Raw genomic sequence first — 19,367 nt, forward strand, 5'->3', positions numbered from 1 at the left:
GTTTCGATCACCGGCTACGCTCGCCCCGTGGCTGATATCCAGATCCCTGCTGACATCAAGCCCGCGGATGGTCGTTTCGGCGCGGGTCCCTCCAAGGTGCGGGTCGAGGCGCTGGACGCCCTCGCCGCCACGGGTCGCTCCCTGCTCGGTACGTCCCACCGCCAGGCCCCGGTAAAGAACCTCGTCGGCAAGGTACGGGAGGGTATCCGCGAGCTCTTCCAACTTCCCGACGGCTACGAGGTCGTCCTCGGCAACGGCGGCTCCACCGCGTTCTGGGACATCGCGACCCACGGCCTGATCGAGGACAAGTCGCAGCACCTCAGCTTCGGCGAGTTCTCGTCGAAGTTCGCGAAGGCCGCGAAGCTCGCCCCGTGGCTGGCCGAGCCCTCCGTCATCGCCTCCGACCCCGGCACCCACCCCGAGGCGCAGGCCGAGGCGGGCGTCGACGTGTACGCCTTCACGCACAACGAGACCTCCACCGGCGTCGCGATGCCGATCAAGCGGGTCGCGGGCGCCGACGAGGGCGCCCTGGTCCTCGTGGACGCCACCTCCGGCGCCGGCGGCCTCCCGGTGGACGTCGCCGAGACGGACGTCTACTACTTCGCCCCGCAGAAGTCCTTCGCCTCCGACGGCGGCCTGTGGATCGGCGTCTTCTCCCCGGCCGCGATCGAGCGCGCCGAGCGCGTCCACGCCTCCGGCCGGCACGTCCCGGAGTTCTTCAGCCTGCCCACGGCGATCGACAACTCCCGCAAGAACCAGACGTACAACACCCCGGCCCTCGCCACCCTGTTCCTGCTCAACGAGCAGTTGGAGTGGATCAACGGCCAGGGCGGCCTCGACTGGTCGGTGCGCCGCACCGCCACGTCCGCGCGCACGCTCTACGGCTGGGCCGAGGACGTCAAGTTCGCGACCCCGTTCGTCGCCGACCCGGCCAAGCGCTCCCAGGTCATCGGCACGATCGACTTCTCCGACGAGGTCGACGCGGCCGCCGTCGCCAAGGTCCTGCGCGCCAACGGCATCGTCGACACCGAGCCGTACCGCAAGCTCGGCCGCAACCAGCTGCGCATCGCGATGTTCCCGGCGATCGACCCGTCGGACATCGAGGCGCTGACGAAGTGCATCGACCACGTCATCGAGAAGCTCTAGTCCAGCGGTTCCCGTAGGTCGAGGGGGCGCCCGGCGCAGGCCGGACGCCCCCTCGCCCGTACGGCCGGACGCCCCCCTCACCCGTGCGGCCGGACGCCCCCTCGTCCCTGCGGCCGCACGGCTCACGCGGCCGTGCCCGAGCCCGTGGTACGGCTCCGCCCCCCTCCCCCGCATGTTCACACTGGTCACGGGTCACCCTGAACAAACAAAAGGGGCGGCAGACTCGAGGCATGGGGGACACCACAGTCTTGATCGCCGATGACCACGAACTGATCCGGGCCGGGCTCGCCGCGCTGATCCGCACCGATCCCGGCCTGCGGGTGGTGGGGGAGGCGGGCGACGGGCCCGAAGCAGTGGACCGGGCGGCCGCGCTGCGGCCCGACGTGGTCCTGCTCGACATGCAGCTGCCCGGCCTCGACGGGGCCGACGTCTGCACGCGCATCCGGTCGGCGCAGCCCGAGGAGACCGCGCCGCGGATCCTCGCGATCACCGCGGGCTGCCCCGGCGACGCGCACATCCGGGCCGCGCTGCGGGCGGGCGCCTCCGGCTTCCTGTCCAAGGAGGTCCGGCCCCGCCAGCTGCTCGCGGCCCTGCACGCGGTCGCCGCCGGGAACTGCCTGTTCGCACCGGCCGTCACCCGCCGCCTGCTGCGGGCCTACACCCGCGGGCACCCGTGGGCCGACGAGCCGGAGCCGGCGCTGAACCGGCTCACCCCCCGCGAGCGGGAGGTGCTGCGGCTCGTCGCCACGGGCGCCCGCAACGACGAGATCGCCGGCCTGCTCACGGTGAGTGAGGCCACCGTCAAGACCCATCTGAACCGGGCGATGACCAAGCTCGGCCTGTACAGCCGGGCGCAGGCGGTGGTGCTGGCCTACGAGTCGGGACTCGTGGTGCCGGTCCGGGCTCAGGAGACGTAGAGCTTCTTCGGCATGGGGTAGCTCGACCGCAGGTCGCTCAGACGGCGGATGTCGGCCGGCTTGAGCTTGATGCAGCCGTTGGAGCGGTAGTCGCTCGCGCCGTCCCAGCGGTAGGGCTCGGAGCTGCCCTGCCTGCCGCTGGGGAGCATCTCGCTGTGGATGAACAGGTCAGTGCGCCAGGTGCCGTTCGAGCACTTGTGGTCGGAGATGTGCCAGGCGATGCCGTTGACGCCGTGCGCCCCACCGTTGTGGTGCTTGGTGAAGTCGAGCATCTTGTAGGTGCCGTTCGGCAGCCAGCCCCTGTTCTTCAGGCAGGAGTTGGTGCTGCCCGACCCGGATCCCGCCCGCCAGCTGGCGACGGTGAACACGTGGTGGCGGTCGCCGTTGTCCTGGACGAAGACGAACTCCAGCCGCGAGTTGGCGGGGTTGCGGCTGTTCTTCCTGAACCACAGGTAGCTGTAGTTGCTGCTGGCCGCCGCCGGCTTCGCCGCCACGCGGGTGGCGGTGTGACCGGGCAGCGCCTGAGCCGCCGTCGGCACGGCGGCCCCGCCGGCGGCGGCCAGGGCCGCGGCCACCGCCACCGACTTCAGGACTCGGTGCTTCTTCCCCCGTACAAGAACCATGGGACGTTCCCTTCTGGTGTGGTGTCTGTGCCGACACCGTAGGAAACACAGGGCACTCGACTCATCCCGCAGTGGTGTGAGTTTCGGGGTCAACCTGGGGTGCAGTGGGCCTCAACCACCGGTGCAGGTACGGCGGTAGGGCACGTCCGGCAGGTATGTCCGCCACGCCGCCCGGCTCAGGCCGCCCCCCGCGCGGGCACAGACCCGCGCGGCGAGGCCCGCCGGGGACAGGCCGTAGGTGCGCAGGACGGCGTGGATGCCGGAGGCGTACAGCCGGTGGCCGTCCGGGGAGAAGGCGAGGGCCACCACCGGGTCTCCGGGCGTGGGCAGCGCGGAGCCGAAGGGCTGGTTGGCGAAGACGTTCCACAGCCGGACCGTGCCCGAGGCGCCCGCCACCGCGAGGGTCCGCCCGTCCGGGGAGAAGGCCAGCGCGCTCACCCCGTCGGCCGCGCCCGTGGCGTCCGCCGTGCGGGTGCCGGAGAGCACGGCGATACGGCTGCGCAGGCCGCCGTCCCAGACGGTGACCCGACCCAGGGTGTCGCCCACGGCGAGGGAGGAGCCGTCGGGACTGAAGGCGAGGGCGCTGGCGGGGTTGTCGCCGAGGGTGTGGGTGGTGGCGCGGGAGCCGTCGGGTTCGGCCGAGGTGCCCTGCCAGGTGAGGAACGTGCCCGGTCCGGGGCGTACGGCCACCAGACCGCCGTACATGTCGTGCAGCGTCCGCAGGCGCAGGGGCCTGCCCCGACGGCCGACGTCCCAGACCTCCACGGACTGCACGCCCTCCGTGGTCTCCGTGGTCGTCGTGCCCCGGGCCGTGCGCGTGGTCTTCTCCGTGGTCACGGACATCACCAGCCGGCGGCCGTCGGCGCTCAGGGCCAGCGCGTCGACCGAGGTGGCCCGCGGGAGGGCGACGCTCACGGCGTCCCGGCCGCCCGTGAGGTCGCGGACGACGACGCCCCGTGGCTCCCCCAGGGTGTGGGCGAGGTGACCGCCGTCGGCGCTGAAGGCCAGAGCGTCCGTGCACAAGGACTCCTCCCACGGCTCCGGCAGGGACGCGGTGCCCGCGGCGGAGCTCGACATGCTCGCCGCCACCCGGTCCGAGTCCGAGGCGGGCAGCTCCCAGGGATCGTCGCCCGCCCCCAGGTCCTCGTCGGCTGTGCAGGGCCTGCCGGGGAGTTCGTCGGTGACGCGGCCGGTACGGGTGTCCAGCAGCCGGTAGCCGGGCCGGTGGACGCCGCCCGCCCCACCCAGCACGGCGAGGGTGCGGCCGTCCTGGGTGAGCCGCGCCAGGGTGTTCCGCGTCCGCAGCCAGCCTCCGGTCACCACGCCGGTCACGTCGAGCGAACGCACCGAGGTCCCCGCCGAGTTGAGGTAGCGCAGGACGTGGTCGGCGGAGTCGGCGCGGACCTCGCCCGGCGTCTCGCCGACCAGAGGGTGCCGGAACACCGGTGCGGCCGGGAAGGTGCGCCGCCACAGCAGCAGCTCGTCGTCCCGGGCGGCGGTGACGAAGCCGCCCGGGACGAAGGCGGGCGAACGCAGCCCCGCGCCGCCGCCGTCCAGCGCGGACAGTTCACGGCCCGTGCGGAGGTCCCACAGCCGGATGCGCGACCCGGTGGCGGCGGCGAGCGTCCGGCCGTCCGGGGAGAAGGCGAGCCCGTCCCCCTCCTCGTGGCAGGAGCCCCGCGGCAGGCCGTGCAGCCCGAGCCGGCGCCGGTGGGCGATGTCCCACACCCGCAGCGGCTCCCCCTCGCCGCACACCGCCAGCCACCGGTCGTCCCGGCTGACGGCGAGGTCCTCGGCGTAGGACTCGGCCGGCCGGCTCCGGGGCACGTCGAGCAGCACCCGGTGCCGGGTCACGTCCCAGACCCGCACCAGCGGCTCACCGACCGGGACGTCGATGTCCTGGTCCTGGTCGAGCGCCACGGCGAGGGTCCGAGCGGACCCGAAGGCCGTCAGCGACGCCGGGCCGTGGAACGTCGCGGTCACCCGTCCGGCCCGTACGTCCCACAGCCGCACGTCCTCCCCGGCCAGGGACAGGGTCCGGCCGTCCGGGCCGACCACGGCCGAGTAGGCGTCGCGGGCCGCCTCGCCCACGCCGGGATAGGTGTGGGTGAGGCGGTGGGTGCGCACGTCCCAGGTGCGGATGCGGTCCGCGCTCACGGACATCACCGTCCGGCCGTCCGCGCTCAGATGGGCCTGGTCGAGGGCCTCGGGGTCGCCGGAGTCGGCGCCCGACGCGTGGTGGGGCAGATCCAGGACGTCCCGCTCGGGCCGGTAGCGCGCGGTGAGCAGGGCGGAGCGGGTCTCGGCGGTGTCCGCGAGCCGCCACGCGGCGACGCTGAGGCGCATCGCGGTCACCGGGTCCGACAGCCGCACCCCGTCGGCGAGCGCGGCGACGCGCCGGGCCTCGGCCTGCAGCTGCCGCCGGTGACTGGTCTCGCTCTGCCGCCAGGCGACGGTGCCCGCGAGCAGGGACAACGCCACCAGACCGGCAAGGGCGCCGGTCACCAGACGGCGGCGGCGCCCCTCACCGGTGCGGGCCGCCCGGCTCGCCGTCAGGAACGCCCGCTCCAGCGAGTCGAGCTCGGCCTCGACCAGCCGCTCCTCGGCCATGGCCAGGCGGGTACCCCGGTACAGGGACCCCGGGTCGCGGCCGAGTTCGTCCCAGCTCCGGGCCGCTTCCGTGAGCCGCCGGTGCACACGCAGCCGCTCCCGGTGCTCGTCGATCCAGCCGGACAGCCGGGGCCAGGAGGTGATCAGCGCCTCGTGGGCGAGGTGCACCGTGTCGTCGTCGAGGGTGATCAGCCGGGCGCGGGACAGTCGGTCGACGACGGGGTCGATGTCGGCGGCCCGGGCGAAGTCCAGCTCGGCCCGGCTCACCGGGCGGCGGGTGTCCTGGGCGCCCTCGCCCGGGGTGATCAGCCGCAGCAGCAGCAGGCGGGCCGGCGCCCGCTGTGCCGGGGACAGACCGCCGTACGTCTTCTCGGCGGTGCGGGCGATGGCGCCCCGCAGGCCACCGGCCGCCTCGTACGCCTCGGTGGTCAGGGTGCGCCCCCGGCGCCTGAGCCAGGTCTCCCGCAGGACGTGCGACAGCAGCGGCAGCCCGCCGGGCTCCCCGGCCGTCAGCTCCACCAGCCGCTCGGCCAGCTCCCGCTCCACCTGGAGCCCGGCCCGCTGAGCGGGCCGTACGACGACCTCGCGCAGTTCGGCCGGTGTCATCGGGCCGACGAGGAGGCCGGCGCCCCCCAGGGCCTCGGCCAGCCGCCGGTGCTCGGCGCAGCGGCCGTAGAAGTCGGCCCGCACGGCGATCACGACCCGCAGCCGGCCGGCCGGCTCACCGGCGGCCAGCAGCCGGTCGATGAACTCGGCGCGCTCGGTCGCGTCCTGGCAGAGAGTGAAGACCTCCTCGAACTGGTCCACCACGACCACCGTGTCACCGGGGCCGTCCTTCGCCCGCAGCACCGCGCCGTGGGTGCGCAGCGGCCGCGCGCCCGGGGTGAGGATGCGTACGGCGGCCGGCGCACCGTCGGTGACGCTGCACAGGGCGGGTATCAGACCGGCCCGCAACAAGGAGGACTTGCCGCTGCCGGACGGGCCGACGAGCGCGGTGAACCGGTCGGTGCGCACCCGCCGCAGCAGCGTGCCGGCCAGTTCGTCACGGCCGAAGAACCGCTCGTGGTCGCCGGGTTCGAACCGAGCGAGGCCCTGGTACGGCGCGTCGGTGTCGTCGTCGGCCCGCTCCTGCCCCGCCACCTCGCGCCAGCGCCGCTCCCACCGCACCGGGTCGCCGTCACAGGCCCGTACGTACGCCAGCGCCACGGCCAGCGACGGAAGCCGGTCCCCGGCCGCCGCCTGGGACAGCGCCGAGACCGAGTAGCCGGCTCTGCGGGCCATCTCCCGGTACGGCGGACCGCCCGCCCGGTGCCGCAGGTCGCGCAGGTCGTGCGCGAACCTCTGCACCGGCCCCGCCGCCGGATCGACCGGACGCTCCCGACGCCCCACGACGCCTCCCCCGCAAGCCGTCTGACGCTCCCTGACACCGCGCCCTCTATCACACCTCTCCTGTCACCGCCGGTTCCCGCCCGCCCGATCCGGCCGGGACTCCCTGTGTGCGCCGACGCGGCACTACCGCGGATCGCGGCGCAGCAGGCGCTTGATGCCGAGGACGAGGGCCAGGCCCACGGCGAGGGCGAGGCCGCCGACCTTGTAGTCGGCGTTCAGGGTGGCGTCGCCCCCGGACCCCCCGGACCCTCCGCTCCCCTTCCCGGAGGACGAGGCGGAACCGCCGTCCGCGCGGCCGGGCACGCTCCCCGACTCCACCTGACTGTCCTTGCCCTCGCTGCCGTACAGGAGCCGCGACCCGTCGGCGGTGTACGTGACCGACTCCCCCTGGCCCTGCAGGGGCACGTCGAGGCGGGCCCGCCGCTTGATCCTCCCGCCGTTCCAGTCGTACGCGATGCCGCCGAAGTAGCCGCGCACGGCGAGCTGCCTCCCGTCCGGCGAGAAGGCGGCGTCGGTGGCCCACAGGTCGACGGCGGCGACGGGCCGGAAGACGTTCGTGCCGGAGGCCGACAGCCTGGCCGGGCCCTCGTACAGGTGCCCGCCGTCCTCCTTCTTGTCGATGATGTAGACGCGCCCCGTCGTGGGATGCACCACGAGCGACTCGGCGTCCCGGGGGCCGTCGGCGTACTTGACGACGTACTGGGTGGCCCGGACCGTCCGGTTCCCCAGCACCTTCGGCTCGGGCAGCTTGTAGATCCACACGTACGGCCAGGTGCCGCCGAGGTTGTCGCCGATGTCGCCGAGGTAGATCTCGTTCCCGGGACCGATGGAGACGGCCTCGACGTCGCGGGGCGTGCCGATGCCGCTGAGGGTCAGGGTGGCGACGGTCCTGCCGGTGCGGCCGTCCACGGCGTACAGGTAGGGGCCGTCGTCGCTGTCGTTGTGGGTCCAGTAGATCCCCGGGTGGAGGCGCGAGGCGGCGAGCCCGCTGGACTCGGTGATCCGGGGGTCCTTGACGGTGAAGCCGCCGTCGTCGGCGGACGCGGGCGCCGGCACGGCGAGCGCACCGATGAGAAGGGCCCCGGAGAGGAACGCGAGCGATCGACGCATGCCTCCAAGACTGCCATCCGCCACGGCCGTTCACCGTGCCTGCCGCGCGTGCCGGCCGTCGGCCCGGCGCCGTGGGGCGTGTCGATCCTCACACCGGGCCGCCCTCTACGCCCCACGGTGATCGTCCATGATGAGCGGATGCTCAGGTTCATGCCCGTAGGCGACTCCATGACGATCGGGAGCGCGGGCGAACACACATGGCGCTATCGGCTGTGGCAGCACCTGTGCGCCACGTACGGCGGCCCGTTCACGATCGTGGGCCCCCGCGAGACGCTGTACGACAAGGTGGCGGGCGAGCCGACGTCGCACGCGTACGCCGAGCCGGACTTCCCCCGCGCCCACCTGGCGGGCTGGGGCGAGGGCTGGACGCACATGGCGCCGCTGATCGCCGAGGCCGTCCGGGAGTCGCGGGCGGACGTGCTGCTCGTGTCGCTGGGCCTGATCGACCTCGGCTTCTACACGAACGCGGAGCAGACGGCGGAGAACGTGCGCGGCTTCGTGGCCCGGGCCCGGACCGCGAATCCGCACATCCGCATGGTCCTGCTCCCGGTGATCCCGAACGTCCGCGCGCAGGAGGACGCCCCGTTCGCGGCCCAGGTCACGCTCTTCAACGAACTCCTGGGGAAGGCGGTGGCGGACCTGGACGAGCCCCGCTCCCCGCTCCTGCTCGCGTCGTCCCCGCCGGCGTACGACATCCATGGGGACACCTACGACGGCACACACCCGAACGCGAGCGGCGAGCACAAGATCGCGGGGGCGTTCGCCGAGGCGATGTACCAGGGATGGGGATTCGGACAGCCGTACGCGGCCGGAACGGATTGACCGGATTCGGGCGCGCCCAGGTCACCGTGCGTATCGTTGTACCGCGCGGCCGCACTCGTACGGGGCGGCCGGGGAGGAGCGCCACGATGACCGTCCTCGACGACAGGATCGCGATGGCCGAGAGCGACAACACGCGCCAACTCGACGAGATGTTCGAGCGGCTCGAGAACATGCCGGTCCCCGAGGGATACAAGGTCGAGATCGTCGAGGGGGCCGTCTACATGTCGCCGCAGCGGGACACCCATTGGGAGATCATCCGCCGGATCGTGCGGGCCCTCGAGGACAGGTTCGGGATGGACGTCAGAGTCCTCTCGGACGTCCGCATCGACTTCCCCGGACACGAGAACGGCTTCTGCCCGGACGTGGCCAAACTGGCCGACGCCGCGGAGAAGGACGGCGAGGGCCGCTGGCGCCACGAGGACGTCGAGTTCGTCGCCGAGGTCGTCTCCCAGGGCACGGCCTCCAACGACTACGGCCCGAAGAAGGCCGCGTACGCACGCGCCGAGGTGCCCGTCTACCTCGTCGCCGACCCCTACCAGGGCAGGTGCCACATCTTCACCCATCCCAAGGACGGCGACTACGCGACCGAGACGAAGGTCGTCTTCGGAGAGGACCTGGACCTCACCGGCACCGTGGTCGGCCTCACCCTCACCACCCGCGAGTTCCCCCGCGACTGACCCGCCCCCGCGCCCGATCCCCCTCGCCCAGGACGCCATCCGGCAGGGCGGCCCGTGCCTCCTCACACCCCTGTCAGTGGTGGCCGCCGAATCCTCTCCGAGTACCGGCCGAGGCCGCAGCGGCCACCACGTCGAGCCGCCCGCTCAAGACGTCACCAGGCGAACGCTTCCGGGGACGGTCCAGGGCCCGGGAAGATCTCGTCGAGGCCGGCCAGAAGTTCGTCCGACAACTCCAGCTCCACCGCCCGCAGCGCGGACTCCAGTTGTTCGGCCGTGCGGGGGCCGACGATCGGGCCGGTCACACCGGGGCGGGTCAGCAGCCAGGCCAGGGCCGTCTCACCCGGCTCCACGCCGTGCTTCTCCAGCAGGTCCTCGTAGGTCTGGATCTGCGCGCGTGCGGTGGGGTCGGTAAGGGTGTCGGCGGCCCGTCCGGACGCCCGGCGTCCGCCCTGGACCTCCTTCTTGATCACCCCGCCCAGCAGGCCACCGTGCAGCGGCGACCAGGGGATGACCCCGAGGCCGTACTCCTGCGCGGCCGGGATGACCTCCATCTCGGCCCGGCGCTCGGCCAGGTTGTAGAGACACTGCTCGCTGACGAGACCGATCGTGCCGCCGCGCCGGGCCGCGATCTCGTTGGCCTGGGCGATCTTGTAGCCGGGGAAGTTGCTGGAACCGACGTAGAGGATCTTCCCCTGCTGCACCAGCACGTCGACGGCCTGCCAGATCTCCTCGAAGGGAGTGCTGCGGTCGACGTGGTGAAACTGGTAGAGGTCTATGTAATCGGTCTGCAGCCGCTTCAGACTGGCGTCGACGGCCCGCCTGATGTTCAGCGCGGAGAGCTTGTCGTGGTTGGGCCAGGACTCGCCGTCCGGGGCCATGTTGCCGTACACCTTGGTGGCGAGGACGACCTTGTCGCGCCGGCCGCCGCCCTTCGCGAACCAGTTCCCGATGATCGATTCCGTACGGCCCTTGTTCTCGCCCCACCCATACACATTGGCCGTATCGAAGAAATTCAGTCCCGCGTCCAGAGCGGCATCCATGATGGCGTGACTGTCGGCTTCGTCGGTCTGCGGTCCGAAGTTCATGGTCCCGAGGACCAGCCTGCTGACCTTGAGCCCCGTGCGTCCGAGCTGCGTGTACTTCATAAGTCTCCAGCCAACGCCTTCGAGTCCGCTCAAGGCAAGGGCCCCACTCGGCGTTCGAAAATCCCGGACAGCACGAGCGTTCAGCTCGGCCATGGCAGCACTGTGAGTTCCGGCCACTGACTCTTCCAGCGTGCGGCCTTGGCCTCATAGACCTCCTGCGGGGCGAGGACCGGATTGGGGCGGATCACAAGGTTGAACATGTCGGAGAGCCCATGGGGCGCGTACACGCGCCACTCTCCGGTCGGTTCAAGCCGCACGCCCAAGCAGCACGTGGTGGCCGCGAAGCAGTCGATCGCAGCCTCGGCCGAGTCGTGTGGCGGGCAGGGCTTCCCGAACTTCTGCTCGTACCAGAGGTGGACACGCGCCTGGTTGCGGATCTCCACCTCGGCCGGCAGGCCGTGGAACACCTCTCGTCCTGCCTCGATCACCTCATCCTCCGCCGTCCAGGACAGGTCCGTGCTGTCGAAGTAGAAGAGGTCGTAGTCCTTGATGCCGGTGGTCGGCGGTCGGTCGGTGACCATGTTCCACACAGTCTGGAAGAGACACCCCGCCGTGACATACCAGCCGGGCAAGGACATCGTCGCCGCTCTGCCCAGCACCTCCGCCAATACGTCGTTGCGGGAGAGCGCAGTCTGCAGGACGCCGAGCTGCTCATCGAGAGGAAGTCGACCAAACATCGATCCTGCGTATCACGACCGGATGCATGAGACGAGTCGACGAGAAGCGACCTGCTCGACAAGCACGGGCTCGAACCCGGCGAGGCCGCCCCCGCCCGGCTGCTGACCCGCCCCGGGGTCACCGGCCCCCTCGTCGGCCCGCGCACGGCCGATCAGCTCGACTCGGCACTGCGGGCCGTCGAACGGGAGCTGTCGAAGGAGGTCCTCGCGGGCCTGGAGGAGATCTTCCCGGGCACGGGGCCTTCTCCCGAGGCGTTCGCCTGGCAGGGCACCGCCCTCGTGCGGCGGCGGTCTACTTTCCGGCCGCCGCCGCCAGCGCCACCACCGCGAACATCAGCACAAGAACACCGGCCATGATCCGGTTACGGGTCTTCGGGTCCACGCATCGAGCGTAACCGGACCTCAGGGTGCCCCGGTGCCGAGCCCCCATCGCTCCACCGTCTCGTAGCGGGGCTGCTCACCCGGTGTCCCGGACCGCGGCAGCAGGCTGCGCACGAGAGTGAGCTCGCCCACCGTCCATTCCTGCCCCGAGAACGCCTTCAGCGCCGTGGCGTACGGCCGCAGGTCCGCGCGCCCCACGCCGCGGGCCAGCGTCAGATGCGGACGGTAGTCGCGGTGCTCGCCCATCTCCAGGCCCGCCCTGCGTGCCGCGGACTCCGCGCGGTCCGCGAGCAGCCGCATCGTCCGCAGGTCCCCCAAGGCGCCCACCCACAGCGTCCGGCTCCCGAAGTGCCCGCCCCCGGCCAGGGCCAGCGGAAACGGCGGGGTGCGCCGGACCGCCCGCGCCAGCCGCTCCGACAGGTCCGGTACGACGTCCTCGGCCACCTCCCCGTAGAAGGCGAGCGTGAAGTGCCAGCTCGGGCGTTCCGTCCAGCGCAGCCCCCGCGCCCCCGGCAGCCCCTCCAACCCTCGGACGACCGAGGTGAGTTCCCGGATCGCGTCCGGGGGCGGCAGCACCGCGGCGAACAGTCTCATGACCTCACCCTTCCAGGGAACGGATCGCGCCGCACGGCGGCCGGCGGCCCGGACGGGTGCGGGCGCGGTGTCTGCGACAGCGCACCCGGGGCCCCGCCCCGGGCACCCCGCCCAGGGGCCACGGCGGTCAGGCGGACGCCGACTCCGCCCGCTCGCGCGGCACGAACCGCACCCGCGGGCGCCCGTGGTGCCAGCCCACCGCCAGACGCAGTCCACCGGCCCGCGCGAGCACCAGGCCGACGGTCGCGGCGGCCGCGACCGAGACCACACCGCCCGCGGCGAAGCCGACCCGGGCGCCGTACGCGTCCGTGATCCACCCGACGAGGGGCGCCCCCAGCGGCGTACCGCCCATGAAGACCATCATGAACAGGGCCATGACGCGGCCGCGCATCGCCGGGTCCGTGCCCATCTGGACGGCCGTGTTCGCGGTGACGTTCACCGTCAGGCCGAAGATCCCTATCGGGACCATCAGCAGCGCGAACAGCCACAGTGACGGCGCCATGGCGGCCACCACTTCCAGCGTGCCGAACGCGGCCGCCGCCGCGATCAGCACGCGCAGCCGGGTCGTGCCGCGGCGGGCGGCCAGCAGCGCGCCGGCCAGTGAGCCGGCCGCCATCAGCGTGTTGAAGAGGCTGTAGGCGCCGGCGCCCGCGTGGAAGACATGGTCCGCGTACGCCGACAGCCAGACCGGGAAGTTGAAGCCGAAGGTGCCGATGAACCCGACCAGCACGATCGGCCAGATCAGCTCCGGCCGCCCGGCGACATGGCGCAGGCCCTCGCGGAGCTGGCCCTTGCCGCGCGGCGCGCGCTCCACGACGTGCAGCTCGCGGGCCCGCATCAGCAGCAGGCCGGCGATGGGGGCGAGGAAGGACAGGCCGTTGAGCAGGAAGGCCCAGCCCGTACCGACGCCGGTGATCAGGACGCCCGCCACGGCCGGGCCGATCAGGCGGGCGGACTGGAAGTTCGCCGAGTTCAGGCTGACCGCGTTCTGCAGCTGGCGGGGGCCGACCATCTCGGCGACGAAGGTCTGGCGGGCCGGATTGTCGACGACCGTGGCGAGTCCGACGGCGAAGGCCGCGAGGTAGACGTGCCAGACCTGGACGTGGCCGGAGAGGGTCAGGAAGGCGAGGACGAGGCCCGTGGCCCCCATCGCCGACTGCGTGAACAGCAGGGCCGGGCGCTTGGGGAGGCGGTCCACGAGGACGCCGCCGTACAGGCCGAACAGCAGCATCGGCAGGAACTGCAGCGCCGTGGTGACACCGACGGCCGTGGCGGAGCCGGTCAGGCTCAGCACCAGCCAGTCCTGCGCGATGCGCTGCATCCAGGTGCCCGTGTTGGACACGACCTGGCCGGCGAAGAAGAGCCGGTAGTTGCGGATGCGCAGGGAGGAGAACATCGATGAGGTGCGGCGCCCGCCCCGTTCGACGGGTTCGGCGGGTTCGGCGGGCTCCTGCCTCTCGGCGGCCGTGGCGGTGCGGGGGGCCGCGGAGGTCCGGTCGGCCCGGGGGGTGCGGTGGGTGGACGGGGAGTCGTGGGTGGCTGGTGCGGGGGCGGAAGCTGCTCCGGTTCCCGTACTCAAAGGGGTTCGCCTCCTTACGATGACGGCTTCGTACGCACGCGGGTGGGGCCGCGTCTGTCACGGTGCGCCCCGGTCACAGGTGCGCGAGTTTCTCCAGCACGGGGGCGGCGGCGCGCAGGGTCGCCCACTCGTCCTCGTCCAAGCCCTCGACGAGCCCGGCCAGCCATGCGTTCCGCTTGCGGCGGCTCTCCTCGAGCATCGCCTCGGCCCGCTCGGTCTGGGTGACCACCTTCTGGCGCCGGTCCTCGGGGTGCGGTTCGAGGCTGACCAGCCCCTTGCTCTCCAGCAGCGCCACGATGCGGGTCATCGAGGGCGGCTGGACGTGCTCCTTGCGGGCGAGCTCGCCCGGTGTGGCGGAGCCGCAGCGGGCCAGGGTGCCGAGCACCGACATCTCGGTGGGGCTCAGCGATTCGTCGACCCGCTGGTGCTTGAGTCGGCGCGACAGGCGCATCACGGCGGAGCGGAGGGCGTTCACGGCGGCGGCGTCGTCGCCATGGTTCAGGTCAGCCATGCTCTTTAGCATAACTCATTACTTTCCCTAAAGACCAACCCCCCGACGCCCGCCGTTCGGGTGACTCAGACCACTCCGGGCCGCATCCTCCCCGGGACCCGCGGGAACCCCCGAGCGACACATATCACCCGTACGGGTGATCCGGCGGCGGAACGTGACGCGCCGCCCGTCCGGGTCCGGCGACCCTCGTACGCATGGGGACCAGCGTGCTCAGCGTGCGGATGGACGGGGAGCTGCTCGAGCGGCTCCGGCTGCACGCCGCGAGAAGAGGAATGAGCGTCCAGGACTATGTCGTCCGGACGCTCGTTCGGGATGACTTCGACGAGCGGTTCCAGGCCGCCGTCGAGGAGACGGAGAGGTTCTACGGGGTCACCTGACCTCGGCACGGCCCTCCGCCGGGGCGGCACGCCCCGGCGGATCAGGTCGGGCCCAGCGCCGGCATCAGGTCAGACCCAGCGCCGGCATCAGGTAGTAGAAGGCGAAGACCGCCGACACCACGTACATCGGGACCGGCACCTCCCGGCCCCGCCCGGCGGCCAGGCGCAGGATCACGAAGGTGATGAAGCCCATGCCGATGCCGTTCGTGATCGAGTACGTGAACGGCATCATCAGCATCGTCACGAAGGCCGGGATCGCGATCGTGTGGTCCGCCCAGTCGATCTCCTTGACGGAGTGGGACAGAATCAGGAAGCCGACCGCGATCAGGGCGGGCGTGGCGGCCTGGGACGGGACCATCGTGGCCACCGGGGTGAGGAAGAGGGCCACCGCGAAGAGGGCCCCGGTGACGACGTTCGCGAAGCCCGTGCGGGCGCCCTCGCCGACGCCCGCCGTGGACTCCACGAAGCAGGTGGTGGCGGAGGAGGAACTGGCGCCGCCCGCCGCGACGGCGATCCCGTCGATGAACAGGACCTTGTTGATGCCGGGCATGGTGCCCTCGGCATCGGTCAGCCTGGCCTCGTCGCTGATCCCCATGATCGTGCCCATGGCGTCGAAGAAGCACGACAGCAGGACGGTGAAGACGAAGAGGATCCCGGTCAGCAGCCCGACCTTGTCGAAGCCGCCGAACAGGCTGACCCGGCCGATCAGGCCGAAGTCGGGGCTCGCGGCCGGGTTGCCGGGCCACTTCGGGGTGGTCAGGCCCCAGGAGGGGATCGCCGCGACGGCGTCCAGGACCAGCCCCAGGACCGTCATCGCGACGATCGAGATCAGGATCGCGCCCGGCACCCGGCGGACGATCAGCGCGAACGTGAACAGCGCGCCGAGGACGAACACCAGCACCGGCCAGCCGGTCAGATGACCGTCGGCGCCGAGCTGGAGCGGGACCGTGGTCCCGGCGACGTCGGGGATGCGGGTGACGAAGCCGGAGTCGACGAGACCGATCAGCATGATGAACAGGCCGATGCCGATCGCGATGCCCTTGCGCAGCCCGAGCGGCACGGCGTTCATCACGCGCTCCCGCAGACCGGTCGCGACCAGCAGCATCACCACGAAGCCGGCGAGGACCACCATGCCCATCGCGTCCGGCCACGACATGCGCGGCGCGAGTTGCAGGGCGACGACCGTGTTGACACCGAGACCGGCGGCGAGGGCGATCGGGACGTTGCCGATCACGCCCATGAGCAGGGTGGTGAAGGCGGCGGTCACGGCGGTCGCGGTGACCAGCTGGCCGTGGTCGAGGTGGTGCCCGTACATGTCCTTCGCGCTGCCGAGGATGATCGGGTTCAGCACGATGATGTAGGCCATCGCGAAGAAGGTGGCGAAACCGCCGCGGACCTCGCGCGACAGCGTGCTGCCGCGCTCGGAGATCTTGAAGTAGCGGTCGAGGGGGCCGGAGGCGGGCCGGGTGCCCGGCTGCTGGGGGGCGGTGGCCTTGGCGGGGGCCGAGGTGGGCATGCGGGGACCTCAAGGGTGCGGGGATCTGTGCGGGGGTCCGTGCGAGGGATCCGTGCGGGGGCGAGCAGACGTGATCGAGTCCCGCCGCCGCCCGATCGCCGGCAGGCTCCCCCTGCGCCCTGTTGGCGTTTCGTACGAACACAAGCCGCCGGACTCGACTTGTTTCAGTATGAACAGATGACCGGAAAATCGCTATCTCCGCGCGTAGATACTCGTCTTCGCCTTGATATGCAAGGTCTGGCGGGGTCCCCACCACGCCAGTGGGAGCCCCTCGTAAGCTGTGCCCATGGCGAAGTGGACCCCCAGGCACGAGGCGCCGGAGCCCCTTGAGGGCCCCGTGGTCGCCACCATCACCGGCGGCACGATCCTCTGGTTCGTCCTCTTCCTGGTCCAGCTCCCCTTCTACGGCTGGTTCGCCGACCACGGCCACACCTGGTGGCTGTGGACCTGCCTGGCCGGCGCCGGGCTCGGCTGCATCGGCGTCTGGTACGTGCGCAGGCGCGACGCGGCGATCAAGCGCGACGCGGCCGTCCGACGCGCCGCCGACGGAAGGGTCCCGTCCACCGAGTAGTCGGCGGCACGGTCCCGTCCGCCGAGTAGTCGGCGGCACGGTCCCGTCCACCGAGTAGTCGGCGGCACGGTCCCGTCCACCGAGTAGTCGGCGGCACGGTCCCGTCCGCCGAGCGGTCGGCGGCACGGTCCGTCCGCCGGGTGGCCGGCGCGGCGGCGCGCCGCCCGCGTACTACCGTCGCAGGAGACCCGTCCTCCCCTGGTCGGATCTTTGGGACCCTCGGCGGGTGTGGGCCCGGGTCCGCACGTACCGTCGAATGCATGACCCACATCGACGCGGGCGCCGGGCTCGACCCCGTGCATCCCGCCGCGCCGCCCGGGCGGACACGGGGACTGACGACCGCCGAGGTGGCCGAGCGGGTCGCCCGCGGTGACGTCAACGACGTTCCCGTCCGCAGCAGTCGCTCGCTGAGCGAGATCGTCCGCGCGAACGTCTTCACCCGCTTCAACGCGATCATCGGTGTGCTCTGGCTGATCATGCTGTTCGTGGCGCCCTTCCAGGACAGCCTCTTCGGATACGTGATCATCGCCAACACCGGGATCGGCATCATCCAGGAGTGGCGCGCGAAGAAGACCCTGGACTCGCTCGCGGTGATCGGCGAGGCACGGCCGACGGTGCGCAGGGACGGAGTCGCCGTCGAGATCGGCACGTCGGAGATCGTGCTGGACGACGTCATCGAGGTCGGACCCGGCGACAAGGTCGTGGTCGACGGGGTCTGCGTCGAGACGGACGGGCTGGAGATCGACGAGTCGCTGCTGACCGGCGAGGCCGACCCCGTCCTCAAACGGCCCGGCGCCCCCGTCATGTCCGGCAGCTTCGTCGTCGCGGGCGGCGGCGCCTTCCGGGCCACCAAGGTGGGCCGCGAGGCCTACGCCGCCCAGCTCGCCGAGGAGGCGACCCGGTTCACGCTGGTCCACTCCGAGCTGCGCACCGGTATCTCCACGATCCTCAAGTACGTGACGTGGATGATGCTCCCGACCGCGGTGGGCCTGGTCATCAGCCAGCTGTGGGTCAAGCAGCACGGCTTCAAGGACTCGGTCGCCCGCACGGTCGGCGGCATCGTGCCCATGGTCCCGGAGGGACTGGTGCTGCTGACGTCCGTGGCCTTCGCCATCGGGGTCGTCCGGCTGGGGCGCAAGCAGGTCCTCGTCCAGGAGCTGCCCGCCATCGAGGGGCTCGCCCGCGTCGACACCGTCTGCCTGGACAAGACGGGCACGCTCACCGAGGGCGGGATGGACGTCACCGAACTACGACCGCTCCAGGGCGCCGACGAGACGCGGATACGGAAGGTGCTGGGCGCGCTCGGCGAGTCGGACCCCCGCCCCAACGCCTCCCTCCAGGCGATCGTCGACGCCTACCCCGACGACGGGGACTGGCGCTGCGTCGAGTCGCTGCCCTTCTCCTCCGCGCGCAAGTACAGCGGCGCGTCCTTCAGCGAGGGCGACGGCGAGTCCAGTACGTGGCTCCTCGGCGCCCCGGACGTCCTGCTGGGCGCCGACGATCCCGCGCTGGCCGAGACCGAGCGGCTCAACGAGCAGGGGCTGCGCGTGCTGCTCCTGGCCCGCGCCACCCGGGACCTGGACGACGCCCGGGTCGGTGACGGCGCCCGGCCCACCGCCCTGGTCGTCCTGGAACAGCGGCTGCGCCCGGACGCCGCCGACACCCTGCGCTACTTCGCCGAGCAGAACGTGCAGGCCAAGGTGATCTCCGGCGACAACGCGGTGTCCGTGGGCGCGGTGGCCGCGAAGCTCGGCATCGTCGGCGACGTGATGGACGCCCGCCGCCTTCCGCAGAACCAGGCCGAGATGGCGAAGTCGCTGGACAAGGGCACCGTGTTCGGGCGGGTCACCCCCCATCAGAAGCGGGACATGGTGGGCGCGCTCCAGTCGGGCGGGCACACCGTGGCGATGACCGGCGACGGTGTCAACGACGTGCTCGCGCTCAAGGACGCGGACATCGGCGTCTCCATGGGTTCGGGCTCGGAGGCGACCCGTGCCGTGGCCCAGATCGTGCTGCTCGACAACAGCTTCGCGACGCTGCCGTCGGTGGTCGGCGAGGGCCGGCGGGTGATCGGCAACATCACGCGGGTCGCCACGCTCTTCCTGGTGAAGACGGTGTACTCGGTGCTGCTGGCCGTGCTGGTGGCGTGCTGGCAGGTGGAGTACCCCTTCCTGCCCCGGCACCTGACCCTCCTGTCGACCCTGACGATCGGCGTGCCGGCCTTCTTCCTGGCGCTGGCCCCCAACACGGAACGCGCACGACCCCACTTCGTCCGGCGGGTGATGCGGTACTCCGTCCCCGGCGGAGTGGTGGCCGCGCTCGCCACCTTCGCCACGTATCTGCTCGCCCGCCACGCCTACACGGGACCGGGCGCCCTGGACGCGGAGACCAGTGCGGCGACGCTCACGCTCTTCCTGATCACGCTCTGGGTGCTGGCGATCATCGCGCGCCCCTACACCTGGTGGCGAATCACCCTGGTGGCCTCGATGGGCGCGGCCTTCCTGCTGGTCCTGGTCGTCCCCTCGCTGCAGCACTTCTTCGCGCTGAAGCTGGTCGGGGTGACGGTCCCGTGGATCGCGGTGGGCATCGCGGTGGTGGCGTCGGCGGTACTGGAGTTCCTGTGGACCTGGGTCGACCGCCGGTTCCCCGCCTAGAACCAGGTCACCCTGCCCGCCCGGAGGAACGGGAGATCTCCTCCGGGTCGGCGCGCACAGGACGGCGG

The 19,367-nt window shown here is 72.0% G+C and carries 16 protein-coding genes and 1 pseudogene; 8 read left to right on the forward strand and 9 right to left on the reverse strand.

What is annotated here, in order from left to right:
- Positions 1-27 precede the first annotated feature (27 nt).
- Both serC and ACFYMU_RS31650 read left to right on the forward strand, forming a co-directional pair.
- Complete coding sequence (serC, locus tag ACFYMU_RS31645; RefSeq protein WP_388380695.1) at positions 28-1,146, forward strand: phosphoserine transaminase; 1,119 nt, start codon at positions 28-30, stop codon at positions 1,144-1,146.
- Between the two features lie 230 nt (positions 1,147-1,376).
- Positions 1,377-2,063 (forward strand): response regulator, encoded by a 687-nt coding sequence (locus ACFYMU_RS31650; RefSeq protein ID WP_388380698.1) that lies wholly within the window; start codon positions 1,377-1,379, stop codon positions 2,061-2,063.
- On the opposite strand, the gene ACFYMU_RS31655 is transcribed toward ACFYMU_RS31650, so the two are convergent.
- From ACFYMU_RS31655 to ACFYMU_RS31665, 3 genes are all read right to left on the reverse strand, one after another.
- Complete coding sequence (locus tag ACFYMU_RS31655) at positions 2,051-2,686, reverse strand: hypothetical protein (RefSeq protein ID WP_388380701.1); 636 nt, start codon at positions 2,684-2,686, stop codon at positions 2,051-2,053. The genes ACFYMU_RS31650 and ACFYMU_RS31655 overlap by 13 nt on opposite strands.
- Positions 2,687-2,797: 111 nt before the next feature.
- Positions 2,798-6,685: a DNA-binding protein gene (locus tag ACFYMU_RS31660; protein ID WP_388380704.1), complete on the reverse strand. Its 3,888-nt coding sequence runs from the start codon at positions 6,683-6,685 to the stop codon at positions 2,798-2,800.
- A gap of 123 nt (positions 6,686-6,808) precedes the next feature.
- Complete coding sequence (locus ACFYMU_RS31665; RefSeq protein ID WP_388380707.1) at positions 6,809-7,795, reverse strand: WD40 repeat domain-containing protein; 987 nt, start codon at positions 7,793-7,795, stop codon at positions 6,809-6,811.
- Positions 7,796-7,933: 138 nt separating this feature from the next.
- Between ACFYMU_RS31665 and ACFYMU_RS31670 the strand changes: the two genes are divergently transcribed.
- The gene (locus ACFYMU_RS31670) at positions 7,934-8,617 is read left to right on the forward strand and encodes a GDSL-type esterase/lipase family protein (protein ID WP_388380710.1); all 684 of its coding nucleotides are present in this window, start codon (positions 7,934-7,936) and stop codon (positions 8,615-8,617) included.
- A gap of 86 nt (positions 8,618-8,703) precedes the next feature.
- A complete protein-coding gene (locus ACFYMU_RS31675; RefSeq protein ID WP_388380713.1) occupies positions 8,704-9,294 on the forward strand; it encodes a Uma2 family endonuclease in 591 nt (196 codons plus the stop codon).
- Positions 9,295-9,446: 152 nt separating this feature from the next.
- Here the strand turns inward: ACFYMU_RS31675 and ACFYMU_RS31680 are convergent, their stop codons facing one another.
- Together ACFYMU_RS31680 and ACFYMU_RS31685 are read right to left on the reverse strand one after the other, a co-directional pair.
- Positions 9,447-10,439, reverse strand: a complete 993-nt coding sequence (locus ACFYMU_RS31680; protein ID WP_388380716.1) for an aldo/keto reductase — start codon at positions 10,437-10,439, stop codon at positions 9,447-9,449.
- 80 nt (positions 10,440-10,519) lie between these two features.
- Positions 10,520-11,116: a nucleotidyltransferase family protein gene (locus ACFYMU_RS31685; RefSeq protein ID WP_388380719.1), complete on the reverse strand. Its 597-nt coding sequence runs from the start codon at positions 11,114-11,116 to the stop codon at positions 10,520-10,522.
- Positions 11,117-11,164: 48 nt separating this feature from the next.
- Between ACFYMU_RS31685 and ACFYMU_RS31690 the strand changes: the two are divergent.
- Positions 11,165-11,380, forward strand: a pseudogene (locus tag ACFYMU_RS31690) (aldo/keto reductase); the annotation flags it as partial.
- 138 nt (positions 11,381-11,518) lie between these two features.
- On the opposite strand, the gene thpR reads toward ACFYMU_RS31690, so the two are convergent.
- From thpR to ACFYMU_RS31705, 3 genes are all read right to left on the reverse strand, one after another.
- The gene (gene thpR, locus ACFYMU_RS31695; RefSeq protein ID WP_388380722.1) at positions 11,519-12,091 is read right to left on the reverse strand and encodes an RNA 2',3'-cyclic phosphodiesterase; all 573 of its coding nucleotides are present in this window, start codon (positions 12,089-12,091) and stop codon (positions 11,519-11,521) included.
- A 127-nt stretch (positions 12,092-12,218) separates the two neighbouring features.
- On the reverse strand, positions 12,219-13,670 hold the full coding sequence (locus ACFYMU_RS31700) for an MFS transporter (protein ID WP_388380725.1): 1,452 nt from the start codon (positions 13,668-13,670) through the stop codon (positions 12,219-12,221).
- A gap of 73 nt (positions 13,671-13,743) precedes the next feature.
- Complete coding sequence (locus ACFYMU_RS31705; RefSeq protein ID WP_388380728.1) at positions 13,744-14,181, reverse strand: MarR family winged helix-turn-helix transcriptional regulator; 438 nt, start codon at positions 14,179-14,181, stop codon at positions 13,744-13,746.
- 194 nt (positions 14,182-14,375) lie between these two features.
- On the opposite strand from ACFYMU_RS31705, the gene ACFYMU_RS31710 reads away from it, so the two are divergent.
- On the forward strand, positions 14,376-14,558 hold the full coding sequence (locus tag ACFYMU_RS31710) for a ribbon-helix-helix protein, CopG family (RefSeq protein WP_388380730.1): 183 nt from the start codon (positions 14,376-14,378) through the stop codon (positions 14,556-14,558).
- A gap of 64 nt (positions 14,559-14,622) precedes the next feature.
- Here the strand turns inward: ACFYMU_RS31710 and ACFYMU_RS31715 are convergent, their stop codons facing one another.
- Positions 14,623-16,074, reverse strand: coding sequence for an NCS2 family permease (locus tag ACFYMU_RS31715; protein WP_388380733.1), 1,452 nt, complete (start codon positions 16,072-16,074; stop codon positions 14,623-14,625).
- A 286-nt stretch (positions 16,075-16,360) separates the two neighbouring features.
- On the opposite strand from ACFYMU_RS31715, the gene ACFYMU_RS31720 reads away from it, so the two are divergent.
- Together ACFYMU_RS31720 and ACFYMU_RS31725 are read left to right on the forward strand one after the other, a co-directional pair.
- Complete coding sequence (locus ACFYMU_RS31720; RefSeq protein WP_388380736.1) at positions 16,361-16,645, forward strand: DUF2530 domain-containing protein; 285 nt, start codon at positions 16,361-16,363, stop codon at positions 16,643-16,645.
- A 260-nt stretch (positions 16,646-16,905) separates the two neighbouring features.
- Positions 16,906-19,299 (forward strand): HAD-IC family P-type ATPase, encoded by a 2,394-nt coding sequence (locus ACFYMU_RS31725; protein ID WP_388380738.1) that lies wholly within the window; start codon positions 16,906-16,908, stop codon positions 19,297-19,299.
- The last annotated feature ends 68 nt before the right edge of the window (positions 19,300-19,367 follow it).

The organism is Streptomyces sp. NPDC007264, assembly GCF_042869095.1.
Taxonomy (GTDB): Bacteria; Actinomycetota; Actinomycetes; order Streptomycetales; family Streptomycetaceae; genus Streptomyces.

Excerpts from the sequence above, each read along its gene's own strand:
- ACFYMU_RS31650 (WP_388380698.1), top strand. The coding sequence starts at position 1,377 with ATGGGGGACACCACAGTCTTGATCGCCGATGACCACGAACTGATCCGG.
- ACFYMU_RS31655 (WP_388380701.1), bottom strand. The coding sequence starts at position 2,686 with ATGGTTCTTGTACGGGGGAAGAAGCACCGAGTCCTGAAGTCGGTGGCG.
- ACFYMU_RS31665 (WP_388380707.1), bottom strand. The coding sequence starts at position 7,795 with ATGCGTCGATCGCTCGCGTTCCTCTCCGGGGCCCTTCTCATCGGTGCG.
- ACFYMU_RS31670 (WP_388380710.1), top strand. The coding sequence starts at position 7,934 with ATGCTCAGGTTCATGCCCGTAGGCGACTCCATGACGATCGGGAGCGCG.
- ACFYMU_RS31675 (WP_388380713.1), top strand. The coding sequence starts at position 8,704 with ATGACCGTCCTCGACGACAGGATCGCGATGGCCGAGAGCGACAACACG.
- ACFYMU_RS31680 (WP_388380716.1), bottom strand. The coding sequence starts at position 10,439 with ATGAAGTACACGCAGCTCGGACGCACGGGGCTCAAGGTCAGCAGGCTG.
- ACFYMU_RS31685 (WP_388380719.1), bottom strand. The coding sequence starts at position 11,116 with ATGTTTGGTCGACTTCCTCTCGATGAGCAGCTCGGCGTCCTGCAGACT.
- thpR (WP_388380722.1), bottom strand. The coding sequence starts at position 12,091 with ATGAGACTGTTCGCCGCGGTGCTGCCGCCCCCGGACGCGATCCGGGAA.
- ACFYMU_RS31705 (WP_388380728.1), bottom strand. The coding sequence starts at position 14,181 with ATGGCTGACCTGAACCATGGCGACGACGCCGCCGCCGTGAACGCCCTC.
- ACFYMU_RS31710 (WP_388380730.1), top strand. The coding sequence starts at position 14,376 with ATGGGGACCAGCGTGCTCAGCGTGCGGATGGACGGGGAGCTGCTCGAG.
- ACFYMU_RS31715 (WP_388380733.1), bottom strand. The coding sequence starts at position 16,074 with ATGCCCACCTCGGCCCCCGCCAAGGCCACCGCCCCCCAGCAGCCGGGC.
- ACFYMU_RS31720 (WP_388380736.1), top strand. The coding sequence starts at position 16,361 with ATGGCGAAGTGGACCCCCAGGCACGAGGCGCCGGAGCCCCTTGAGGGC.
- ACFYMU_RS31725 (WP_388380738.1), top strand. The coding sequence starts at position 16,906 with ATGACCCACATCGACGCGGGCGCCGGGCTCGACCCCGTGCATCCCGCC.